This window comes from Mesorhizobium sp. WSM4313 (assembly GCF_002294725.1).
Lineage (GTDB): Bacteria > Pseudomonadota > Alphaproteobacteria > Rhizobiales > Rhizobiaceae > Mesorhizobium.
On the sequence record NZ_NSFT01000001.1, the window covers coordinates 239,686 to 260,801 of the forward strand.

Below are 21,116 nucleotides of genomic sequence, written 5' to 3' on the forward strand. Positions count from 1 at the left end.
TGGTCGGCGGGCCGACCGGTTACAGGCCGACTGTCGCCTTCGACTGTCGGCGCTTGCGGCGGCGGTCGCTGATTTCCCAGCGCTTGTGGAACCACATCCACTGGCCGGGGTCCTCACGCACCCAGCGCTCGACCACATCGGTGAGCAGCTGGGTGGTGGCGCTGACGTCGACGCTACCGCCTTCGGTGCGCGGCAAGGTCAATCTGTCCTCGATTTCCAGGCGGAAGCGGTTGCCCGGCAGCCTGACGCAGCGGGCGGGATAGACATCGCAGTCATAGTGGCGGGCCAGCATGCCGAGCATCGGGTTGCTCTGGCATGGGCGGCCGAAGAAGGTCGTGTCTACGCCGCCCGAGAATTTCTGATCGACCAGCACGCCTATATTGCCGCCCTTTTCGAGGATGGCGGCAAGCGCGAACGACGCGCCAGCGGCGGAGGGCAGCAGGGCGCCCATCGAGGAGCGGCGCGTCGAGTGGATGTAGTCGGCGAGATAGGGATTGTTCGGCGGGCGAAACAGCGCCGTGATGTTCATGCCGAAGGTGGCCGCGGCCACCGGCAGCAACTCGAAATTGCCGAGATGGCCGGTGAACAGGATATGCGGCTTCTTCTCGCCGGCGATCTCGTGGAAATGCTCGACGCCGCCTACCTCGACCCGGCCCGGCTTCGAAGCGTTCGGATCGAAGTCGAACAGCGCGTCGAGGAAGATGTATTCGGCGGCAAGGCGGGCCATGTTGCCCCACATGTCGCGCGCGATGGCTTCGATCTCGGCGTCGCTCTTTTGCGGATAGGCAAGGCGCAGATTGTTGACCGCGACGCGATGGCGCCCGACCATCGGGCCGATGCGGCGGGCGACACGGTCGGCGAAGTTGAGCGCGCTGTCCGGCGGCAGAAGCCGCAGCAGCGAGAGCAATACGATGGCGAGCTTGGCGACCAGCCAATGCTCCAGCTGGCGCAGCCGCCGGCCGTATCGGAACATGAAGTCCCGGCGGGCTTTCCTGAACACCTTGCCGACCATCCTGCTCTTAGGAAACGCGCAGGATGATCTTGCCGAAGACGTCGCGGCCTTCCATGCGCTTCAGCGCGGCGTCGATGTCGTCGAAGCCGACTTCGGTATCGATGACCGGCGCAACGAGGCCGGCCGCCATCTTCTGCATGGCATTGGCCATGTTCTCCATGCGGCAGCCGAAGGAGCCGAGCAGCTTCAGCTGCTGCTGGAAGAGCTGCATCAGGTTGACTTGCGTCGACACGCCCGAGGTCGAGCCGCAGGTGACGAGACGGCCGCCGCGCTTCAAGCACAGCATGGAACCGGCGAAGGTGTCGGCACCGACATGCTCAAACACCACATCGACACCCTTCTTCCTGGTCAGCTTGCGCACAACGCCTTCGAAACGATCCTCGCGGTAGTTGATAACATGGTCGGCGCCAAGCGCCTTGGCCTTGTCGATCTTGTCGTTCGAGCCGACCGTGGTGATGACAGTGCAGCCCATCTTCTTTGCGAGCTGGATGGCAGCGGAGCCGATGCCGGAGCCGCCGGCATGGACGAGGACGGTTTCGCCCGGTTCCAGCCTGGCGTTGTCGAACAGCATGTGCTCGACCGTGCCGAAAGTGACAGGCGCGACCGCCGCGCCGATCTCGGTGACGCCGGGAGGCGCGGGCACCAGAAGACGCGCCGGCAGGTTGATCTTTTCCTGGGCAAAGCCGTCGAGATGGAAGCCATGGACGCCGGAAACATGCTCGCACAGATTGTCGCGGCCTTCGCGGCAGGCGCGGCAGAGCCCGCAGGTGCGCGCGCCATAGATCGAGACTAATTGTCCAGGCTGCAGGTTGGACACGCCGGGGCCGACCGCCTCGACCTCGCCGGCGGCCTCGGCGCCGACGACCAGCGGCAGCTTGCGCTTGGCAAACGCCATGCCGCGCCAACCCCAGACGTCGATATGGTTGAGCGCCACCGCCTTGATGCGGAGCGTCACTTCGCCCAGCGAAGGCGGCGGGGGAGGCGGCAGGTCCACCGTTTCAAGGCGGCGGTCCTCGATAAGTTGCAATGCGCGCATGTGGCCTGTCGGGTCTGTAAGAGCGGAAAAGTCCGCTTAGACCGGTTCCCGCGCCATGACAAGGCAGGTGTTCTGGCCGCCGAAGCCGAAGGAATTCGACAAAACCGTGCCCACTTCGGCGTTGCGCTTCTTGTTCGGCACGACGTCGAGCACGATGGCCGGATCGGGATTGTCGTAATTGATCGTCGGCGGGATGACGCTTTCGCGCATGGTCATCAGCGAGAAGGCGGCCTCCACCGCGCCGGCGGCCGACAGGGTGTGGCCGATCATCGACTTGTTCGACGAGATCGGCATCGAGCCGATGCGCTCGCCGAAGACGGTGGACAGCGACAGGTGCTCCATCTTGTCGTTCTCGGGCGTCGAGGTGCCGTGAGCATTGACGTAGTCGATCTCGTCTTCGCCAAGGCCCGCATCGGCAAGAGCGGCGCGCACCGCCGCGATCGCCGGCGAGCCGTCGGGCTTGGAGCGGGTGCGGTGAAAATCGTCGGCCTTTTCGCCGCAGCCGCGCATGATGCCGAGGATCGTCGCGCCGCGCGCAAGGGCGCCTTCTAGCGATTCCAGCACCAGCGCGCCGGAGCCTTCAGCCAGCACGAAGCCGTCGCGATCCTTGGAGAAGGGCTTTGAGGCCTTTTCGGGGATATCATTGTGGGTGGAAAGGGCCGAGAGCAGCGAGAAGCGGATCAGCGCTTCGGCGGTGGCCGAGCCGTCGGCGCCGATCGACAGCGCCTTGTCGCACTCGCCGCGCCGGATCGCCTCGACCCCAAGCTGGATGGCGGTGGCGCCCGAGGCGCAGGCGGTCGACAGGGTGATCGGCAGGCCACGCGTGCCGAAGCGGTCGGCCAGGCGATCGGCGATCGAGCCGAACTGCGTGGTCTCGAAGACATCCAGCTCCTTCAGCCCGCGCGCCACGCGCAGCAACCTTTCGGCACCGGCGTCCTGCTTGTCGGAATTATAGAGCGAGAAGCGGTCGATCCAGTCGAGCTCGACCGGCGGCGAGGCCAGGAACAGCGGGCCGCCGAAATCGCCGGATTCCAGACCAGCTTCCGAGACGGCCTCCTGGGCCGCCGTCTCGGCCAGTTCGTAGGTGAGGTGGCTGGCGCCCTTCGAGCTCGACGGCAGGAAGTCGACCATGCCGGAAATGCGGGTGTTGAGGTGGTCGACCGGAAAGCGGGTGATCGGATGGATGCCGGATCTGCCCGAGGTCAGCGCCGCCCAATTGTCGGCCTTGCCGACGCCGAGCGAGGTCACCACGCCGATGCCGGTAACGGCGACGATCGGCCTGCCCATGTGGTCGCGAAGATTGGCCATGCTTTGTCTGCCTCGTTATCCAGCAATTCCAGGAAAAGTGTTTAGCGGTTTTCCGCCCGGGAATTGCGAAAAACCGATCTAAGGGGCTTTAACCAGCCCCAGGCCCTCGAATTGGTGATAGCCGATCGCGGTTGCAAGGACGGAATTGGGTGCGCCTTCGAATGAGCGCTCCACCGTGGCATCGAAGGCAGGATAACCGGCCCCGCGATCGACGGCCATTGCCGCGAGCGCAACCGCAAAGGGGAATTGAGCCTCCTTCATATGGCCGGTCAGCGTCGAGAAGGCGCGCACGGCCAAAGCCGGGTTGGCATCGAGAACGGCCTTTTCGGCCGCGGTGGCGGCATGGGCGCCGGAGGCGGCGGAAATCGTGAGCAGATCCCCGTCGGGAAGGGCGGCCTGCTTCAGCAGCGCAGCAATCTCTGAATTCAACTCGCCTTGCCGGCGCCTGGCGCGGCCGGAGACGACATGGCCAAGCTCGGCGTATATCTTGCGGCCGCGGTTTTTTGCGTGCTCGCGCTGCTCGAGCACCAGGAAGGCGCCGCCGGAGCCCGTTACCACGCCGCCGCCTTCTGAGCCCTGGCGTTGCCAGACCGGTTTCCACGGGCCGCGATGCAGGTAGCCGGCAAGCTCGTAGCCGAGCAGCATGTCGGAATGCTCGGTCTGGAAGGCGCCGCCGACCAGAACATGGGTCGACTGTCCCGAGCGGATGCGCGCGGCCGCCGTCTCGACGGCCGAGACGCCGGCGCCTTCCTCGCCCATGAAGGTGCGCGACGAACCGGTGACCTTGTGGACGATCGAGATGTTGCCGGCGAGCAGATTGGAGAGCTGGGCGAGGAACAAAGTCGGCCGCAGTTCCGTGGTCAGCTTCTCGTTGAGCAGCACGTCGCGGTCGTTGCGGCTCTCGGAGGCCGCAAGGATTGCGGCATCGACGGCTTCGTCGCGCTCGCCGCCGCCGGCCGCCACCACCATGTCCATGGTGGCGCAAAGCTCGTCATTGCCCTTGATGCCGGCATCGTCGAGCGCCAGGCCGGCGGTGTAGGTGCCGAGACGCTGCCAGGTTTCCATCTGGCGCTGGTCGCCGCGCTTGGCGATCTGCAGGTTCCAGTCGATCTCGGGCAGGGGATGGATGGTATAGGGCGCGAAGCGCGCCGCATCGAGCACCGGCTCAAGGCCCGGTCGGGTGAGCTTCTGCCAATGCGCATCAGGACCCTCTCCAAGCGAAGAGACCAGGCCGATGCCGGTGATGACGACGTCGTGAGAACTCATGGGCGGCTGTTGTGGGTCAGCTGGCGGGGCGCGTCAAGACCGCGCCCGAGCCGGCTCAGGCGGCCTTGGCCGCGACCAGCGCGTCGATCTTGGCGCACAGGTTCTTCATGACGAAGTAGTCGTCGGTCGAGGCCTTGCCGTCGTTGACCTCCTGCGTCCACTTCTCGAGCGGCACCTTGATACCGAATTCCTTGTCGATGGCAAAGACGATGTCGAGGAAATCGAGGCTGTCGATGCCGAGATCGTCGATCGTGTGGCTCTCGGGCGTGATGGTGTCGATATCGATCTCGCTGGTGTCGGCAATGATCTTGGCGACTTTCTCGAACGTGGTGGACAAGGGCTCTTCCTTCGGTTGCGGGCGGAATCTGTCCGCATCTTTGTTTGGGCGCTGTCTAATCGGTTTTTCCCGGCAGGAAAAGGCCTGACGCGCCGGGGCAGATGGGATGTGGGCTTTGGGAGCGCAAGAAGGGCCGCCGGCCTGCCCGGCGGCCCCCTCCCATTTGACGCTGCGTCAGCTTTGTGTCGCATCCGTCTTCCCAAAGCCGGAACCACTTTGGGCGACATGCATCAGTCGCGGAGCTTGACCAGGTCGTTGAGCAACCCGCCCGTCCCGTTGTGGACGGTGAGCCGCTCGACCTTGCCGGCGATGGCCTCGAGAGCCTCGAGCTCCTTCAGTCGCAGCATCACCGGGTTCTCGGCCATCACCTTGGCCGTGTTGAGCAGCGAACGGGTGGCGTTCGTCTCCTCGCGGCGGCGGATGACGTTGGCCTCGGCCTGCTTCTCGGCCGAAACCACCTGGTTGAGGATCTCGCGCATGTCGCCCGGCAGGATCACATCCTTGAGAGCGATATCGCTGACCTCGACGCCGATCACGGCCATGTCGTCGCGCACCTTGGCAGCCGCGTCCTCGTCGACCGTGACCTTCTTGTCGAGGATCTGGTCGAGCGTGAGCGCGCCAAGCGTCTTGCGGAAGGCATACTGCAGGGCGCGGTAGAGGGCTTCGGAGAAGTCCTTCACCGCGCTCACCGCCGTCACCGGATCGACGACCCGGTATTCGGCGGCGATGTTGACGCGGATCGTCACGCGATCCTTGGTCAGCATTTCCTGCCCGGCGACATCGAGCGACTGGCGCTTGACGTCGACGACCTTCACCTGGACCATGCGCCCGACATTCCAGAAGGCGTGCACACCCGCGGCAAGCGTGCGGGTGTAGACGCCATCCACGAACAGCAACCCGACCTGGCCGTCCACGACCGGATAGAGGAACACATGTTCCGTCTTCCGGGCCTGGCCGATCCGGCGCATCAAGGCCGGATCGACGGCGAGATCGGCCGCCGTGTCGACGGGCGTGACCTTCCACGGGCCGGCATCCGTCCACAGCACGAGCTTGCGATCCGGGTTGAGCACGGCATGCAAGGCGCCGTCGCGCTCGACGACGGCGACGTCGGTACGCCCGGTGCGGATGACGGTGAGGTGACGCGCGGCCACATCCGGGAGCTTGTCGAACAACGCCTTCTCGTAAGCCGAAACGAATTCCGGGTTCTTCAGGTCGTGCCTGGAGATTTCCAGGTTGCCGCGCCGGTTGGCGAGCCAATGCTCGCCCGGCATCAGGATCGCCCGGATCTCACCCTTGTAGAGGGCGACGGCACGTTCATTTTCCTTCACGAGGACGCGCTGGCGTCCAAGAAGCTTTTCGAGAATGGTCTTCATTGTCTTACTCCTGTCGGGCATGGCCCCATGTGAGGCGTCACGTCATGCGTCGATCATCCTTTCGTTTCTCGTTTCACGTCGTCGTACTGTCCTGGGCACGAATGATCCGGGGACCGGTGGCATCGATCCGCGGCGGGCCTTCGGGAGCGGATCGCGGGGCGACGAAGCGGGCGCCGGAAGCCGAAGCTTCCTTTGCCGGCCGCGTCGCGCCTTGATCGTCACCGCGGGCCTGGCCGCGAGCCGATGGCGCAGGACGTCGCCGCCCGGCGAGGCCGAAACCTTGCCGTCTGTGAAATCCTCGCATTCCGGTCCCCGGACCGTTTTTCGAATAACACCGTGTAGGGTGCTGGCTTTCGAGGCCAATGAGAAGGATTCGAACCTTCGACAGTCAGATGACAAATCTGATGCTCTACCCAACCTGAGCTATCCGTGGTGCTGATGAAGGGACTCGAACCCTCGACCTCCGGACCTAAATCCGGCGCTCTAACCTCTGAGCTACATCGGCGATCCCAACACCCGAAACGGCGCCGTACACAGCGCGGCAGAGCCGGCTGCGCGGGCGGAGACGAAAGCTCCAACCGTTGTGCTCGCTTCGGTTTTCGTGACCGGGAGCGCGCCTATAGACCCTGCGACGGGTTGTCGCAAGCGGCATTGTCGCGGCGGATTTGCGGCTTCTTGCGACTGTGCCGTTTCGGCAACAGTGGCGCCGATCACATCCTAGGTTTGAATGTACCAATGTACCATGGTACATCTAACGCATGATGATAGAACGTGTGCAGACCGGTGTGCGGCTGGAAAAGCGGCTGGTGAAGGTGCTCAAGGCTTTGGCCGAGCATCAAGACATCAGTCTTGGCGATCTGATCGAAGGCATCGTGCTGCATGCCTTCGAGGGGCAAACGCCGTTTTCGCCCGGGACGCTCGAAACGATCGGGCAGTTGAAGCGCATCTACGGCTTGGAACTCGGCGCGGCCGACAGCCACCGGCTGGTGGAAACGACGGAGAAAGCAAATGACGAACCATCTTGAGCGCTGCCACAGCATCGACCTTGCCGGCCCCATCGATCGCGTCTTCCCCTTGTTCACGCCGATCGGAGAGACCTTGTGGGTCGAGGGCTGGGATCCCGAATTCCTCCATCCGCGCGGCGGCGAAACACAGGAGGGGATGGTCTTCCGGACGAGCCACGGCGACGAGACTACGCTGTGGGCCTGCACCAACTGGCAGCCTAGCGAGCATCGCGTGCGTTATGCAAGGGTGACACCGGGATCGCGTTTCGGATTTGTCGAGGTGACCTGCCGAGACACTGGCGGCGAGAGCACGCAGGCGTCGATTGCCTATACGTTCACGGCTCTGGGCGAGACCGGACAATCATATCTGTCAGAGCTGACGGAGGACGCCTTCGTCGATATGATCGAAAGCTGGAAGATAGGCATCAACGCCTGGCTGTCGAAGAATGGGGTGGCCAGTCCGGCCTGACTCAAAAAGTCACGCGTCCCAGCACCTTGAGACCATCACCGTCCGGCGCCACCACCACGGCCTCGCCCTCGCGCGGCGCTACGCCGGTGAGCGCCTCGATGTTTTCCACATGCGTGACCAGCACCAGATTATCGGAGCCGGAATAGCCACGGATCTCCTTCATGATCGCGGCCATTTGCGCGGCCTTTTCGGCCGGGTCCGTTTTGAGCAGATCGAGCGGCGCGAAAGGCTGCGGCTCGGATTCGAAAGCGATGCGGGCAGTATCGAGGCAGCGGCAGTAGCGGCTGGAGAGTACGTGATCGATCGGCGCCGAGCGCGCCGCGAACAGCGCGCCGATGCGGCTTGCCTGCTGCTTGCCGCGCTCCGACAGGTTGAGCTGCGTGGCGCAATTGTCGATGTCGAAATTGGCCGGGTCGGCAGCTCCGGTGACGAAGGCATGGCGAAGCAGAACGACATGGCCGCCGTCGCGCAGCAACGCCCAGCCCGCATCGGTCGCGTGGGCCAGGGTGGGAACGGCAAGCAGGAAGAGCGCCAGGGCAAGTCGCAGCATCGGAAATCCTATGGCAGCCCGCAAAGGCAAGGTGGTGATTGGCATATAGGGACCGCAAAGCAGGCTGAAAGACAAGCAGCGGGGCAGCAGAGCAAATGGAGCGCCGTTCCGTTCGGTGCGATTGCGCCGCAGTCAAGGCCCGCCTATCACGGGAAAAATGTCTCCGCCCAAGAAATGACGCCGCTTACCGAAACCGTCCTCTTCGTCTTCAGCCTTGTGGCGCTCGGCTATCTGACCGGGCTCACCTTCTATCTGAAGCCGGCGAGCGGGGAGGGCATTTCGGAATTCGCCGTCAGCGTGGCGATGCCACTGCTGCTCTTCCGGACCATGGTCAAATCGGATTTCCATGGCGTAACGCCCTGGTCGCTGTGGGGCGCCTATTTTGCGGCCGCCGCCATCACCTGGACCACGGGCCATCTGATGATGACGCGCGTTTTCAAGCGAGATGCACGCGCCGGCATCGTCGGCGGCGTGTCCTCGGCTTATTCCAATGTGGTGCTGCTCGGCGCGCCCTTCGTCCTCGGCATATTCGGCGCCAGCGGCTTTGAGGTGCTGTCGCTGCTGGTCTCGGTCCACCTGCCAATCATGATGATGGCCTCGATCGTGCTGTTCGAGATGTTCGGGCGCGGCAGCGGCGAGACGGTGCATCCGCTGCGCGTCGTCAAAAACTTCCTCAGGCGCCTGTTCCTCAATCCGCTGATCATCGGCATCCTGGTGGGGCTCGCCTGGCGCCTCACCGGCGCGCCGCTGCCGGACCTGGTCGAACGGTTGGTCAATACGCTCGCGGACACGGCCGGTCCGGTGGCGCTGTTCGCCATGGGGCTCAGCCTGCGCCGCTTCGGCATCTCCGGCAATATCAGGCCGGCGCTGGCGCTGTCGGTGCTGAAACTGTTCGTGATGCCGGCGCTGGTGCTGGCCTTCGTCTGGCTGCTCGGCCTGCCGCCGCTGACGGCCAAGGTCGCGGTGGTCGTTGCGGCGCTGCCTTCGGGCATCAACTCCTATCTGATCGCCGTCCAGTTCAACACCGGCCAGGCGCTGGCCTCGAACCAGATGACGCTTGCCACCGCAAGCGCGGTGGTAACCACGTCGTTCTGGCTGACGGTGGTGATCCACGTCTTCGGATAGAGCCGCTGAAGGCGGCTCGCTTTTGCTGGCCCAACCCCTATATGCCATCTTGTGATTGCTTGCCCGCCTTTCCCTAGGTAAGAGCAATGCGCCGGCGTGCGGCTCTTGAAGCACGCTTCAACGGATATCCAGAAAAACGGCCGATCAGCGCGCCGAACGGAGGCCAGACCATGCTTCAGAAAACCAGCCATTTCATGCGCCAGGCCAACCTCATCAATGGTGAATGGGTGCAGGCCGACAGCGGCCAGACCATCGACGTCAACAATCCGGCGACGGGCCTCAAGATCGGCACCGTGCCTAAGGCCGGCAAGGCCGAGACCCGCCGCGCCATCGAGGCCGCAGAGGAAGCCTTCAAGAGCTGGCGCAAGACCACCGCGCTCGAGCGCTCGAAGCTGCTGCGCAAGCTGCATGACGCGATGATGGATAATCAGGACGTGCTGGCCGAGCTCTTGACCATCGAGCAGGGCAAGTCGCTGACCGAATCCAAAGGCGAGATCGGCTCGGCCGCCAGCTATATCCTCTGGTTCGCCGAGGAAGGCCGCCGCGTCTATGGCGACATCGTTCCGTCGCCATGGGGCGACCGCCGTATCCTGGTGACCAAGGAGCCGGTGGGCGTCATTGCAGCCATCACGCCGTGGAATTTCCCGTCCTCGATGCTTGCCCGCAAGATCGGCCCGGCTTTGGCCGCCGGCTGCACCGCGGTGGTCAAGCCCGCCTCGCAGACGCCTTATTCGGGCCTCGCCTGGGGCGCGCTTGTCGAGGAAGTCGGCTTTCCGAAGGGGGTCGTCAATGTCGTCACCGGTTCGGCCGGCGAGATCGGCGACGAGATCTGCGCCAACCCGCTGGTCAAGAAGATCACCTTCACCGGCTCGACCGAGGTCGGCAAGATCTTGATCCAGAAGTCGGCCTCGACGGTCAAGAAAGTGTCGATGGAGCTTGGCGGCAACGCGCCGTTCCTGGTCTTCGACGACGCCGATGTCGATCGCGCCGTCGCCGGCGCCATCACGGCCAAATACCGCAATTCCGGCCAGACCTGCGTGTGCACCAACCGCTTCCTGGTGCAGGCCGGCATCTATGACAAGTTCGTCGAGAAGCTGGCTGCCGCCAGCAACAATCTCAAGGTCGGCTCGGGCCTCGAGGAAGGCGTGCAGCAGGGGCCGCTGATCGACGAGAAAGCGGTCGAGAAGGTCGAGGAATTCATCGCCGATGCGACGTCGAAGGGTGGCAAGGTCGTCGCCGGCGGCAAGCGCCATGCGCTCGGCGGTTCGTTCTTCCAGCCGACGGTGATCTCCGGCGCCACGCCGAACATGCGCTTCATGAAGGAAGAGATTTTTGGGCCGATCGCGCCTGTGTTCAAGTTCGAGACCGAGGAAGAGGCGATCGCGCTGGCCAACGACACCGAGTTCGGCCTTGCCGCCTATTTCTACACCGGCGATCTCGGCCGCGCCTTCCGCGTCATGGAAGGCCTGAAATACGGCATGGTCGGCGTCAATGAAGGCCTGATCACCACGCCCGAGGCGCCGTTCGGCGGGGTCAAGGAATCCGGTCTCGGCCGCGAAGGCGGGCATCAGGGCATCGAGGACTACCTCGACACCAAATATGCCTGCTTCGGCGGCCTCGGGCTCTGATATCGATCCCCGGAACAGGGGCAGGCGCGCCCAGCAGTCCACCGTTTCAGACAACGGTGGACTGCTCTATCGCCTTGTCTTGGCGCAAAGCCGCTGCGCACTTTTCCTGGAATTGCTTTAGCCTGCGCTTGCCGGATGATACGAAGCCGGCCTAAATCCACGGATCGGTAATGACATTTCGGGCATGGCGATGAAAGACGGCGAGGTCTTCGGCACGACGCAGGCGGGCGAGGCCGTGCGCCGCTTCACCATCCGCGGCGGCGGCATCACGGCCAACATCATCGGGCTCGGCGCCATCATTCAGGACCTCAGGCTGAGCGGCCATGACGCGCCGCTGGTGCTGGGCTACGACCGATTCGAGCCCTACGAGACCGACCGCGCCTTCTTTGGCGCCGTCGTCGGCCGCTTCGCCAACCGCATCGGCGGCGGCCGCTTCACCATCGCCGGCAACCGCTTCCAGACCGAGCAGAATTTTCTCGGCAAGCACACGCTGCATGGCGGATCGGAAGGCTATTTCCGCCGGCCATGGACCGTCTCGCTGCATGGCCGCGATTTCGTGACGCTGACGCTGCACGATCCGGACGGCGCGATGGGCTTTCCCGGCGCGCTCGACGTCACCTGCACGTATCGGCTGAAGATCCCGGGCACGCTCAGCATGGAGCTGACCGCGACCTGCGAGGAGCCGACGCTCTGCAACCTCGCGCAGCATTCCTATTTCAATCTCGACGATGGCGGGTCTGGCGATATCCTTGACCACCGGCTGATGCTCAACGCCGGCGCCTACACGCCGGTCGATGACGAGATGATCCCGACCGGCGTGGTGAAGCCGGTCGACGGCACGCCTTTCGATTTCCGGCAGGCGCGGGCGCTGCGCATGGAAATGGAAGGCGAGCAGCTTCGCTATGACCTGAATTACTGCCTGGCCTCCAGCCGCGGGCCGCTGCACCAGGCTGCCTGGGTGCAAGGCGCCAATTCCGGCGTCGAGATGGAAGTGTGGACCACCGAACCGGGACTGCAGCTCTATAGCGGTCAGTTCGTCGCGCCGACATCGCCGGGGCTCGACGGCCGCCGCTACAAGGCGTTTTCAGGCCTCTGCCTCGAAGCGCAGACCTGGCCGGATGCGCCGAACCGGCCTTATTTCCCGCAGGCGACGCTGTGGCCCGGGCAGATCTATCATCAGGTGACGGAATATCGGTTCCGCTTGCCCTAAAGTTTTCCAATATTGAAGTGAAGTCCACCCAAGCTTCGATAGCGCTTAACTGTCGAAGGCGATCCGCAAGGTCTCAAACGGCGCCAGCGCACCGCGAACCTGCACCACCGCGGCGGCGACTTTGTGCGCCCGGCGTGTCGCGTCGGCAGGCGCGTGGCCGGCAAGCCGGGCGGCGAGATAGCCGCCGTTGAAGGAATCGCCGGCCCCCGTGGTATCGACGGGGGCAGCCACATGCACCGCGTCGACAGCTTGTGAAGCGCCGTTCAGCGCAATCAGGGCCGGCTGCTCGCCATTCTTGACCACGACCTCGCCGGTTAGCTTGCGCAGGCGCTTGGCTGTGACCTCCGGGGTCTCATCGCCGAACAGCATCTGCTCGTCCGGAAAAGTCGGCAGCGCAATGTCGGCCACCGCAAGCGCTTTCAGGATCGCGGCCTGCGCCGCTTCGCGGCTCGGCCACAGACGCGGCCGGTAATTCGGGTCGAAGGCGACGAGCGAGCCGGCCTTGCGGGCAGTCGCCACGGCCGAGAGGAGGGTTTGGCGCGCCGCCGCGTCCAGAATTGCCAGGGTGATTCCGGAAAAATAGACAAGCGCCTGATTTTCAAGGCTTTTTGCCAGTGCTGTCGGATCCGAGGCGAGCTGGCGCGCGGCTGCGTCGCTTCGCCAGTAGGTGAAGGCGCGCTCGGCTCCTGTCAGCGTTATGGCGTAAAGGCCGGGGCGCGCGCCGGCAATGACCGGGCTGTTGCCTATGCCGATGCCGTTCTCGGCAAAGAAAGCGATCTGGTCGTGCGAGAAGGGATCGTCGCCGAAGGCCGTCACATAGGTCGCGGGCCGATCCGGGCTCAAGGCGTGCAACGCCCAGAGCGTGTTGAAGGTATCGCCGGCAAAACCCATCCGCCAGTTCGGGCCGGCCTGGCCTGACAGTTCCAGCATACATTCGCCGATCGATGCGATACCATTGACCATGCGGGCTTATCCCTTCCTAACATCTTGTTGCTGTAGCTTTTTGCGGCCGGCAGCGCCATGCTTGGCTACCGGCGAATTTTGCGCCAGAAGCGATTTCCCACAGGCAGGGCGGGACGCGACAAGCGGCCCGCGACGTTAGCAGCCGAAGAGGAACGGGCTTGGTATCGATATGGCGTTACATTCTTGCGGGTCTCGGTCTGGCCGTGCTGCTGGTCGGCATCGTGGCCGCAGTCTATCTGACGCTGCCGCAATCGGCGCCCGGACCGGACCTGTCGCGCTCGAAGAAGACGGCGAACGGCCTGTTCGTCGCGAGCTTCGAGCCGGAGCGCGGCGTGGTCCGGCAGGGCGAGCTGCAGTCCTGGCTGCTGACGCTGAAGACCGCCGCCGGCGCGCCGGTGGAGGGAGCCGCCATCACCGTTTCCGGCGGGATGCCGCGGCACGATCACGGCCTGCCGACCAGTCCGCAGGCGACCGACTATTTGGGCCAGGGGCGCTACCGCATCGATGGCGTGAAGTTCACGATGAGCGGCTGGTGGCAGCTGCACTTCGGTATCTCGGCGGCGGCGGGCTCCGATTCCGTCGTCTTCAACATCGTGTTGTGAGCGGGCGATGAGGCGGCTGATCAGCGTTGCGAGCCTCTCGGCCTTAGCCGCTCTCGCCTTGCTGGGCGGCTGCGGCGAGCCGCAGTTCAGCGACGCCGAGAAGAAGACCATCGCGTCGCTGGCGCTGAACACGCTGCCCTCGCTCAAAGTCGACACCACGAACCAGTATGCGGATGTGCCGGCGGCTGCCGCGCTCGGCTCGACGCTGTTCTTCGATGCCGGCATGAGCCGCGACGGCACGGTGTCCTGCTCGACCTGCCACAAGATCGACCGTCAGTTCCAGGACGACCTGCCGCAGGCGGTCGGCGTCGGCCACACCAACCGCCGCACGATGCCGCTGGCGGGCGTGGCGCGCGATCCATGGTTCTTCTGGGACGGCAGGCGCGACAGCCTGTGGGCGCAGGCGCTGACGCCGCTTGAAAACCCGCTCGAGCAGGCCGGCAACCGGGCCGCCTTCGCGCATTACATCAAGAAGCGGTTCGGCGAGCGCTATGAGCGCATTTTCGGACCGCTGCCGGACCTTTCCAGCGTGCCGGCCAATGCCACCCCACTCGGCAGCGATGCCGAGAAGACGGCGTGGAACGCCATGCCCGCCGGCCAGCAAGACGACGTCAACCGCGTCTTCGCCAATATCGGCAAGGCGATCGCCGCCTTCGAGCGATCGATCGAGCCTGAGCAGACGCGCTTCGACCGTTTCGCCATCGATCTGGCCACGGGAGCCAAGCCGGAAGGGAATGCGGCGTTCTCGCCGGAGGAAGTCCTTGGGCTGAAGCTGTTCATCGGCAAGGCCAATTGCATGACCTGCCACAACGGCCCGCGCTTCACCGACAACTCCTTCCACAACACCGGCGTGCCGCCGGTCGACGGCCTGCCGCCTGACCGCGGGCGCGTCGATGCGGTGGCGCAGGTCGGGGCCGATCCTTTCAACTGCTTCGGCAAGTTCCGCGACGGCGACGAGAGCGCCTGCCGCGAGCTGCGTTTCATGGTCAAGGACGGTCCGCAGATCATGCGCGCCTACAAGACGCCGTCGCTCAGGGGCGCGGCTTACCGGCCGCCCTATATGCATGCCGGGCAGTTCGCGACACTCGATGAGGTGGTGGCGCATTATTCGAAGGCGCCGCCCAGCGTGGAAGGCGTCTCCGAAGTGCACCCGCTCGACCTATCCGAGCGCGAGCGGGCCGCGCTGGTGGCGTTCCTCAAGACCTTGTCCGAGTAGGTTAGCGATCCTTCACCGTCTCCATCGCCACGAAGGTCGACGTCTGGGCGACGTGGGGCAGGGCGGAGATGCGCTCGCCGAGCACCCGGCGGTAGGCGGCGATGTCGGTGGTGCGGACCTTCAGCAGATAATCGAAGCTCGACGCCATCATGTGGCATTGCTCGATCTCCGGCACGCCCTGAACGGCGCGGTTGAAGGCGTCGAGCGCTGCCGAGCGCGTGTCCGATAGCTTCACCTGGACGAAGGCGACATGGCCTTCGCCCATGCGCTCGCGGTCGATGACCGCGCGATAGCCTCTTATGTAGCCGTCCTTCTCCAGCCGCTTCACGCGCGCCTGCACCGGCGTCTTCGATAAGCCCACCTTCAAAGCGAGTTCAGACATCGAAAGCCGACCGTCGCGCCCGAGCGCGGACAGGATGTTGCGGTCAATGCGGTCCAATTGGTCTTCGGTCATCAAAATTGCAGTCGAAATGATGGAACTAGTCGCTATATGTTAGATCGATCAGTCTGTCATGTCGATTTCTTTGGACCGACTGGAATCCGCAGCTGTGCTAGCTTGCGCCATTCGGTCCGGCGACCGCCAGACCGTTCGCTCACGCTCGCTTTCATGGACCCCGACATGCCGCTCGACGCCATCCGCCAGCAGATCCGCGCCAATTATTTGCCCGACGAAGACGAGGCGGTGAAGCGCCTATCGGCGGCGGCGGGCTTGTCAGCCGAAGAGCGCAAGGCGATCTCGGTGCGCGCGGCCGATCTGGTGCGTGCGGTGCGCGGCTCGACCGATCCCAGGCTGATGGAGGTCTTCCTCTCGGCCTACGGCCTGTCGACCAAGGAAGGCGTGGCGCTGATGTGCCTGGCCGAAGCGCTGCTGCGCGTGCCCGATGCCGAGACGATGGACGATCTCATCGCCGACAAGATCGCGCCGCATGACTGGTCGGCGCATTCGGGCGGCTCGAGCTCCATCTTCGTCAACGCCTCGACCTGGGCGCTGATGCTGACCGGCCGAGTGCTCGACGAAGGCGAGGGCGGCATCGAAGGCACGCTGCGCGCCATGGTGCGCAGGCTTGGCGAGCCGGTGATCCGCAAGGCGGTCGCCGCGGCAATGCGCGAGATGGGCGAGCAGTTCGTGCTTGGCCGCACCATCGCCGAGGCCGTCAAGCGCGGCCGGCCGATGACGCAGAAGGGTTATCTCTATTCCTTCGACATGTTGGGCGAGGCGGCCCGCACCGAAGCCGACGCGCTGCGCTACCACCGCGCCTATGCCGACGCGATCTCCTCGCTCGACGCTGGGTCGAACGGTCCCGACATCCGCTACAATCACGGCATTTCGGTCAAGCTCTCGGCGCTGCATCCACGCTACGAGGTGGCGCAGCGCGAGACGATGCTGCCGGTGATGGCCGAGCGGCTTCTGTCGTTGGCGCTTGCCGCCCGGCCTTCGCGCATGGGCCTCAACATCGATGCCGAGGAGGCCGACCGGCTTGACCTGTCGCTCGACGTCATCGAACGCGTGCTGGCAGAGCCGGAACTTGCCGGCTGGGACGGTTTCGGCGTCGTTGTCCAGGCCTATGGCCCGCGGGCGGCTTTCGCCATCGACTGGCTCTATGCGCTTGCCAGGAAATACGATCGCAAAATCATGGTGCGGCTGGTGAAGGGCGCCTATTGGGACACCGAGATCAAGCGGGCGCAGACGCTCGGCCTGTCCGGCTATCCGGTCTTCACCCGTAAGGCCAACACCGATGTTTCGTATCTCGCCTGCGCGAAGAAGCTGCTGTCGATGACCGACCGCATCTATCCGCAATTCGCCACACATAACGCGCACACGGTTGCCGCCATCCTATCGATGGCAAAGGACCGCGACAGCTTCGAGTTCCAGCGCCTGCACGGCATGGGCGAGGCGCTGCACGAGACGGTGCGGCAGGCCGAGGGCACGCGCTGTCGCATCTATGCGCCGGTCGGCGCGCATTCGGACCTTCTCGCCTATCTGGTGCGCCGTCTGCTGGAAAACGGCGCCAACTCCTCCTTCGTTCACCAGTTGACCGACGAGGAGGTCGAGCCCGAGGAGATCGCGCGCGATCCGCTCGCGGTGGTCGAGACGCAGGGGCCGGCCGCCAATCCGGCGATCGCGCGCCCGGCCGCGATCTTCGGCGCCGGGCGCCGCAATTCCAAGGGCTTCGACATCACCGATCCGGTGACGCTCGCGGCTATCGAGAAGGCGCGGGCGGCGTTCGCCGGAACGGATCGCTGGCACGCCAAGCCGGTCACGCGCGCCGCCGGCTACGGCCAGCCGCGCCAGATCGTCAATCCTGCCAAGCCCGACGAGATCGTCGGCACGGTGCATGAGGCGGCAGCCAAGCAGGTGGCGACCGCCGTGCGCATCGCCGTCGACGCGCAACCCGCCTGGGCGAAGCGTCCGGTTGCCGAGCGCGCCGCGATCCTCAATCGCGCCGCCGACCTCTACGAGGCCAATGCGGTCGAGTTCTTCGCTCTCGCCACCCGCGAGGCCGGCAAGTCGCTGGCCGACGGCGTCGCCGAAGTGCGCGAAGCGGTCGACTTTCTGCGCTATTACGCGGCCGAGGCGGCCAACGCCGAAGCTGGCACGCAAGCGCGCGGCGCGATCGTCTGCATCTCGCCGTGGAATTTCCCGCTGGCGATCTTCACCGGCCAGATCGCGGCAGCTTTGGTCACCGGCAATTCGGTGATCGCGAAGCCGGCCGAGCAGACGCCGCTGATCGCCTTCCGCGCCGTGGAAATGCTTCGCGAGGCCGGCGTGCCGGAAGACGTCATTCAGCTTTTGCCGGGCGATGGCGCCTCGGTCGGTGCGCCACTGACGGCCGATCCGCGCATTGCCGGCGTCTGCTTCACCGGCTCGACCGAGGTCGCCAAGCTGATCGAGAGGCAACTGGCCGAGACCGCTGCGCCGGACGCCATGCTGATTGCCGAAACGGGCGGCTTGAATGCAATGATCGTCGATTCCACCGCGCTGCCGGAACAGGCGGTGCGCGACATCCTCGCCTCGGCCTTCCAGAGCGCCGGCCAGCGCTGCTCGGCGCTGCGCGTTCTCTATGTCCAGAAGGACGTCGAGAAGAAAATGCTGGAGATGCTGAAGGGCGCGATGGAAGCGCTCAATGTCGGCAATCCCTGGGCGATTTCGACCGACGTCGGCCCCGTAATCGATGATGAGGCGCAAGCGTCGATCAGCGACTATTGCAAGAAGAAGGGGCTGGAAGGCAGGCTGATCGCGAGATTGGAAGCGCCGACAAGCGGCCGTTTCGTCGCGCCGCATGTCTTCCGGGTCAAAGGTATCGAGGAGATGGAGCGCGAGGTGTTCGGCCCGGTGCTGCATGTCGCGACCTTCGACGCCGACGAGATCGACGCGGTGATCGCCGCCATCAACCGCAAGGGCTACGGCCTGACCTTCGGGCTGCACACGCGCATCGAGGGGCGTGTCCAGCATTTTGTCGATGGCATCCATGCCGGCAACATCTATGTCAACCGCAACCAGATCGGCGCCGTCGTCGGTTCGCAGCCCTTCGGCGGCGAGGGGCTTTCAGGCACCGGCCCGAAGGCCGGCGGACCGCATTATCTGCGCCGCTTCCGCAAGGGGGCTGAGGCCGGCACCGAGCTTGGGGAAGGCCACAAGGTGACCGCGACCGAGCTTGCCGACAATCTGCCGGATCCGGCGCTGGGCGGCTGGTCGACGCGGCCGGACCGCGTGGCGATCCTGAGGAAGCATCTGCGCGGCAAGGGCGCGGCGGCGATCGCCGCAGCTGCCAGCCTCGATTTCGGCCAGGTCGACCTGCCCGGGCCGACCGGCGAGGCCAACACGCTGTCGCTGGCACCGCGTGGCCGAGTGCTGTGCCTCGGTCCGGATGCCGAGACGCTGCTTGCCCAGACGATCCAGGCGCTTGCGGCCGGCAATGCCGTGCTGGCCGTGGCGCCGGGCGCGCCGGCGGCGCTATCGGCGCTGACCGGCAAGGGCCTGCCGCTGGCGGCGATCGACGGCCGGCCCGATCCGGTCGAGGCGCGTTCGCTGCGCGTCGATGTCGTCGCCTTCTCCGGCACGCCGGAGGCGGCGCGCATCGTGCGCAAGGTGATTGCCGAGCGCTCCGGGCCGATCGTCCCGCTGGTCAGCGAGGTGCTCAACCCGGCGGCCTACGCGCATGAACGCGCGGTCTGCGTCGACACCACGGCGGCGGGCGGGAACGCCAGTTTGCTCGCCGCAGCATAGTTCCCAGTACGGCGATTTTGGCCAGTCGGCTATGTCTGCTTAGGCAGTTACATGCCTTGGCGATTGGCCGGAACGCTCATCGCGATCGTCATCCACGGGCGGAGCAAGGAGCGAAGCGACGCGCGTAGACCCGAGGATCCATTCCGTAACGTTCGAGCGCCGCCGCGGTGCAGAATTCTGCTCCGCTGCACCCTTCGATAAAGGTCACGGAATGGATCCTCGGGTCTCCGCGACGCCGCTTCGCGGCTGCTTCGCCCGTGGATGACGAGATTGACCCGCCGACAACTTTGAGAATCCCTGTGTCGAGAAACTAGCTGGCGCGAAACAGTCTCGTTGGCAAAGGCATGTTCAAGCGCCTTCGACGACCGAGAATCCTTCGAACTGCGGGTGGCCCAGATAGTGCACCTTCGAGCCGCCGGCATTGCGATGGGCGGCGCGGAAGTTCTCCGATTTCGTCCAGGCGACGAAATCCTCCTGGCTTGCCCAGACCGTGTGCGAGGCAAACAGCGTATAGCCCTCGGTCTCGTTGACCGGCCCGCGCAGCAGGTGGAATTCCCTGAAGCCCTGCATTTCGGAGAGGCTTGAATCGCGGTTCTTCCAGACATTCTCGAATGCTTCTTCCGAGCCGTTCTGGACCTTGAAGCGGTTCATGGCGATGTACATCGGCTTCCTTTCGACATGGACGAATTCTTGGGATGGCGAAGGTTTTAAAAAGGGCCGATCCGCGCCTTGAACACCCAGCTCGATTTTCCGGTCTCGGGTGGAATGGGAGGGAACGGTGCCTGTTTGCGCACCAGAGTCAAAGCGAATTGATCGAGCTCGGCGGACCCTGAACTTTCTGCGAGCTGCAGGTCGCTGACGCTGCCATCGGCCGCGACGACGAAAACCACCCTGGCATTGTTGCGAGCCTTGGCTTGGATCGATTTGGAAACGCGACGGTTGGCGCGGGCAAGCTTCTTCTGGATTTCACCACTGTAGCGGGATTCCAGAGCATTGCCGGCGGCCTGTTTCTTGCCCTTGCTGGCGACGACCGGCGCGTCGCGCGTATCGCCATCCGCCGTACCTCGCGGTTCAACGGTTTCGCTTGGCCCCGCCGGCGCGGCTGATGCGCTCGATGTCGCGCTCGGGACCGGCGATTGCTCAGGCTCGGCAGGGGGCGCTTGTGTGCTTTGCGGCTCGATCGCGGGCGTCGGCTTGCTGCCCGTGGGGACGCTCTGATCATCCTGGCGCGGTGCGGCGGCCGCCAGGATATCTGGTGTAGAGGCCGGCTCGTTGACGGCTTCCGGCGGAGGCTGGCGCGCCAATTGCTCGTTTACCGGCTGCGGCGCCTCGACCGGCGGAACGGGCTGGACAGACTGGCGTTTTGCCGGTTGCGGATCCGGCACTAGGGTAACATCCACCGCGCCGGACGCCTGGTCGTCCAAGGCGCTGCCGATGACGTTGGTGCCGGACTGGTCGGCGCCCTCGGCCCTGATCGCGTCCGCAGGATCGAATGTCCCCGCGGGTGCGATCAGAAACGCCGCCGCGGCGGCGCCATGGAGCAGGCCGGAGGCGATGATCGCCACTGCCCATCTGCGGTCTCCCGCGGATTGCCGCGTCTGCATGAGCGGCGCGTCCGGCTTGATCGCCGGTTCACTGCCTGCATCGGTAGGGTGATTGATGTCCTGCATGGCTCGCGCCGAGACCTGCCGCACGTGACAAGGAATTGTCAAATCAAGATCGGTTGCCGCCCATGGCGGTGGACCGGAGGCAGGCCATGCCACGGCGCCATGCGGAATGGCCGGATGCA

At 65.0% G+C, this 21,116-nt stretch carries 19 protein-coding genes and 2 tRNA genes; 8 read left to right on the plus strand and 13 right to left on the minus strand.

The features are described 5' to 3' along the window. Positions 1-19: 19 nt before the first annotated feature. The 8 genes from CK219_RS01225 to CK219_RS01260 all read right to left on the minus strand — a co-directional run bounded on the left by CK219_RS01225 (position 20) and on the right by CK219_RS01260 (position 6,837). Positions 20-1,012 (minus strand): lipid A biosynthesis lauroyl acyltransferase, encoded by a 993-nt coding sequence (locus tag CK219_RS01225; protein WP_095764963.1) that lies wholly within the window; start codon positions 1,010-1,012, stop codon positions 20-22. A 7-nt stretch (positions 1,013-1,019) separates the two neighbouring features. Then, positions 1,020-2,048 (minus strand): zinc-binding dehydrogenase, encoded by a 1,029-nt coding sequence (locus CK219_RS01230; protein WP_095764964.1) that lies wholly within the window; start codon positions 2,046-2,048, stop codon positions 1,020-1,022. A 36-nt stretch (positions 2,049-2,084) separates the two neighbouring features. Beyond that, positions 2,085-3,356: a beta-ketoacyl-ACP synthase gene (locus CK219_RS01235; protein WP_095764965.1), complete on the minus strand. Its 1,272-nt coding sequence runs from the start codon at positions 3,354-3,356 to the stop codon at positions 2,085-2,087. 78 nt (positions 3,357-3,434) lie between these two features. Beyond that, the gene (locus CK219_RS01240) at positions 3,435-4,622 is read right to left on the minus strand and encodes a beta-ketoacyl-ACP synthase (RefSeq protein ID WP_095764966.1); all 1,188 of its coding nucleotides are present in this window, start codon (positions 4,620-4,622) and stop codon (positions 3,435-3,437) included. 55 nt (positions 4,623-4,677) lie between these two features. Then, the gene (locus tag CK219_RS01245) at positions 4,678-4,959 is read right to left on the minus strand and encodes an acyl carrier protein (RefSeq protein ID WP_027167184.1); all 282 of its coding nucleotides are present in this window, start codon (positions 4,957-4,959) and stop codon (positions 4,678-4,680) included. Positions 4,960-5,189: 230 nt separating this feature from the next. Further along, complete coding sequence (locus CK219_RS01250) at positions 5,190-6,332, minus strand: slipin family protein (RefSeq protein ID WP_095764967.1); 1,143 nt, start codon at positions 6,330-6,332, stop codon at positions 5,190-5,192. Positions 6,333-6,691: 359 nt separating this feature from the next. Continuing rightward, positions 6,692-6,760, minus strand: a tRNA-Thr gene (locus CK219_RS01255). 2 nt (positions 6,761-6,762) lie between these two features. After that, positions 6,763-6,837: transfer RNA gene (locus CK219_RS01260), tRNA-OTHER, on the minus strand. A 253-nt stretch (positions 6,838-7,090) separates the two neighbouring features. Here CK219_RS01260 and CK219_RS01265 point away from each other — a divergent pair. Both CK219_RS01265 and CK219_RS01270 read left to right on the plus strand, forming a co-directional pair. Beyond that, positions 7,091-7,357, plus strand: coding sequence for a hypothetical protein (locus CK219_RS01265; protein ID WP_095764968.1), 267 nt, complete (start codon positions 7,091-7,093; stop codon positions 7,355-7,357). After that, a complete protein-coding gene (locus CK219_RS01270) occupies positions 7,341-7,805 on the plus strand; it encodes a hypothetical protein (protein ID WP_095764969.1) in 465 nt (154 codons plus the stop codon). The genes CK219_RS01265 and CK219_RS01270 overlap by 17 nt, the downstream gene beginning before the upstream one ends. 1 nt (position 7,806) lies before the next feature. Here CK219_RS01270 and CK219_RS01275 read toward each other — a convergent pair whose 3' ends face one another. Continuing rightward, positions 7,807-8,355 (minus strand): histidine phosphatase family protein, encoded by a 549-nt coding sequence (locus tag CK219_RS01275; RefSeq protein ID WP_095764970.1) that lies wholly within the window; start codon positions 8,353-8,355, stop codon positions 7,807-7,809. A 174-nt stretch (positions 8,356-8,529) separates the two neighbouring features. Here CK219_RS01275 and CK219_RS01280 point away from each other — a divergent pair, with 174 nt between their 5' ends. The 3 genes from CK219_RS01280 to CK219_RS01290 all read left to right on the plus strand — a co-directional run bounded on the left by CK219_RS01280 (position 8,530) and on the right by CK219_RS01290 (position 12,318). Next, positions 8,530-9,480: an AEC family transporter gene (locus tag CK219_RS01280; RefSeq protein ID WP_095764971.1), complete on the plus strand. Its 951-nt coding sequence runs from the start codon at positions 8,530-8,532 to the stop codon at positions 9,478-9,480. 170 nt (positions 9,481-9,650) lie between these two features. Continuing rightward, a complete protein-coding gene (locus CK219_RS01285; RefSeq protein WP_095765556.1) occupies positions 9,651-11,108 on the plus strand; it encodes an NAD-dependent succinate-semialdehyde dehydrogenase in 1,458 nt (485 codons plus the stop codon). A gap of 184 nt (positions 11,109-11,292) precedes the next feature. Further along, positions 11,293-12,318: an aldose epimerase family protein gene (locus CK219_RS01290; RefSeq protein ID WP_095764972.1), complete on the plus strand. Its 1,026-nt coding sequence runs from the start codon at positions 11,293-11,295 to the stop codon at positions 12,316-12,318. A 45-nt stretch (positions 12,319-12,363) separates the two neighbouring features. Here CK219_RS01290 and CK219_RS01295 read toward each other — a convergent pair whose 3' ends face one another. After that, positions 12,364-13,281, minus strand: coding sequence for a sugar kinase (locus CK219_RS01295; protein WP_095764973.1), 918 nt, complete (start codon positions 13,279-13,281; stop codon positions 12,364-12,366). A gap of 158 nt (positions 13,282-13,439) precedes the next feature. Here CK219_RS01295 and CK219_RS01300 point away from each other — a divergent pair, with 158 nt between their 5' ends. Then, complete coding sequence (locus CK219_RS01300; RefSeq protein WP_095764974.1) at positions 13,440-13,883, plus strand: FixH family protein; 444 nt, start codon at positions 13,440-13,442, stop codon at positions 13,881-13,883. A 7-nt stretch (positions 13,884-13,890) separates the two neighbouring features. Further along, the gene (locus CK219_RS01305) at positions 13,891-15,099 is read left to right on the plus strand and encodes a cytochrome c peroxidase (RefSeq protein WP_095764975.1); all 1,209 of its coding nucleotides are present in this window, start codon (positions 13,891-13,893) and stop codon (positions 15,097-15,099) included. A 1-nt stretch (position 15,100) separates the two neighbouring features. On the opposite strand, the gene CK219_RS01310 is transcribed toward CK219_RS01305, so the two are convergent. After that, on the minus strand, positions 15,101-15,553 hold the full coding sequence (locus tag CK219_RS01310) for an Lrp/AsnC ligand binding domain-containing protein (protein ID WP_040981793.1): 453 nt from the start codon (positions 15,551-15,553) through the stop codon (positions 15,101-15,103). A gap of 165 nt (positions 15,554-15,718) precedes the next feature. Here CK219_RS01310 and putA point away from each other — a divergent pair, with 165 nt between their 5' ends. Continuing rightward, positions 15,719-19,327, plus strand: a complete 3,609-nt coding sequence (gene putA, locus CK219_RS01315) for a bifunctional proline dehydrogenase/L-glutamate gamma-semialdehyde dehydrogenase PutA (protein WP_095765557.1) — start codon at positions 15,719-15,721, stop codon at positions 19,325-19,327. A 348-nt stretch (positions 19,328-19,675) separates the two neighbouring features. Here putA and CK219_RS01320 read toward each other — a convergent pair whose 3' ends face one another. Continuing rightward, positions 19,676-19,990, minus strand: coding sequence for an antibiotic biosynthesis monooxygenase (locus tag CK219_RS01320; protein ID WP_095764976.1), 315 nt, complete (start codon positions 19,988-19,990; stop codon positions 19,676-19,678). 44 nt (positions 19,991-20,034) lie between these two features. Next, a complete protein-coding gene (locus CK219_RS01325) occupies positions 20,035-20,997 on the minus strand; it encodes a TonB family protein (protein ID WP_095764977.1) in 963 nt (320 codons plus the stop codon). Positions 20,998-21,116 lie beyond the last annotated feature (119 nt).

Coding starts and splice junctions, on each gene's coding strand:
- CK219_RS01225 (WP_095764963.1), bottom strand. CDS start 1,012: ATGGTCGGCAAGGTGTTCAGGAAAGCCCGCCGGGACTTCATGTTCCGA.
- CK219_RS01230 (WP_095764964.1), bottom strand. CDS start 2,048: ATGCGCGCATTGCAACTTATCGAGGACCGCCGCCTTGAAACGGTGGAC.
- CK219_RS01235 (WP_095764965.1), bottom strand. CDS start 3,356: ATGGCCAATCTTCGCGACCACATGGGCAGGCCGATCGTCGCCGTTACC.
- CK219_RS01240 (WP_095764966.1), bottom strand. CDS start 4,622: ATGAGTTCTCACGACGTCGTCATCACCGGCATCGGCCTGGTCTCTTCG.
- CK219_RS01250 (WP_095764967.1), bottom strand. CDS start 6,332: ATGAAGACCATTCTCGAAAAGCTTCTTGGACGCCAGCGCGTCCTCGTG.
- CK219_RS01265 (WP_095764968.1), top strand. CDS start 7,091: ATGATGATAGAACGTGTGCAGACCGGTGTGCGGCTGGAAAAGCGGCTG.
- CK219_RS01270 (WP_095764969.1), top strand. CDS start 7,341: ATGACGAACCATCTTGAGCGCTGCCACAGCATCGACCTTGCCGGCCCC.
- CK219_RS01275 (WP_095764970.1), bottom strand. CDS start 8,355: ATGCTGCGACTTGCCCTGGCGCTCTTCCTGCTTGCCGTTCCCACCCTG.
- CK219_RS01280 (WP_095764971.1), top strand. CDS start 8,530: ATGACGCCGCTTACCGAAACCGTCCTCTTCGTCTTCAGCCTTGTGGCG.
- CK219_RS01285 (WP_095765556.1), top strand. CDS start 9,651: ATGCTTCAGAAAACCAGCCATTTCATGCGCCAGGCCAACCTCATCAAT.
- CK219_RS01290 (WP_095764972.1), top strand. CDS start 11,293: ATGGCGATGAAAGACGGCGAGGTCTTCGGCACGACGCAGGCGGGCGAG.
- CK219_RS01295 (WP_095764973.1), bottom strand. CDS start 13,281: ATGGTCAATGGTATCGCATCGATCGGCGAATGTATGCTGGAACTGTCA.
- CK219_RS01305 (WP_095764975.1), top strand. CDS start 13,891: ATGAGGCGGCTGATCAGCGTTGCGAGCCTCTCGGCCTTAGCCGCTCTC.
- CK219_RS01310 (WP_040981793.1), bottom strand. CDS start 15,553: ATGACCGAAGACCAATTGGACCGCATTGACCGCAACATCCTGTCCGCG.
- putA (WP_095765557.1), top strand. CDS start 15,719: ATGCCGCTCGACGCCATCCGCCAGCAGATCCGCGCCAATTATTTGCCC.
- CK219_RS01320 (WP_095764976.1), bottom strand. CDS start 19,990: ATGTACATCGCCATGAACCGCTTCAAGGTCCAGAACGGCTCGGAAGAA.
- CK219_RS01325 (WP_095764977.1), bottom strand. CDS start 20,997: ATGCAGGACATCAATCACCCTACCGATGCAGGCAGTGAACCGGCGATC.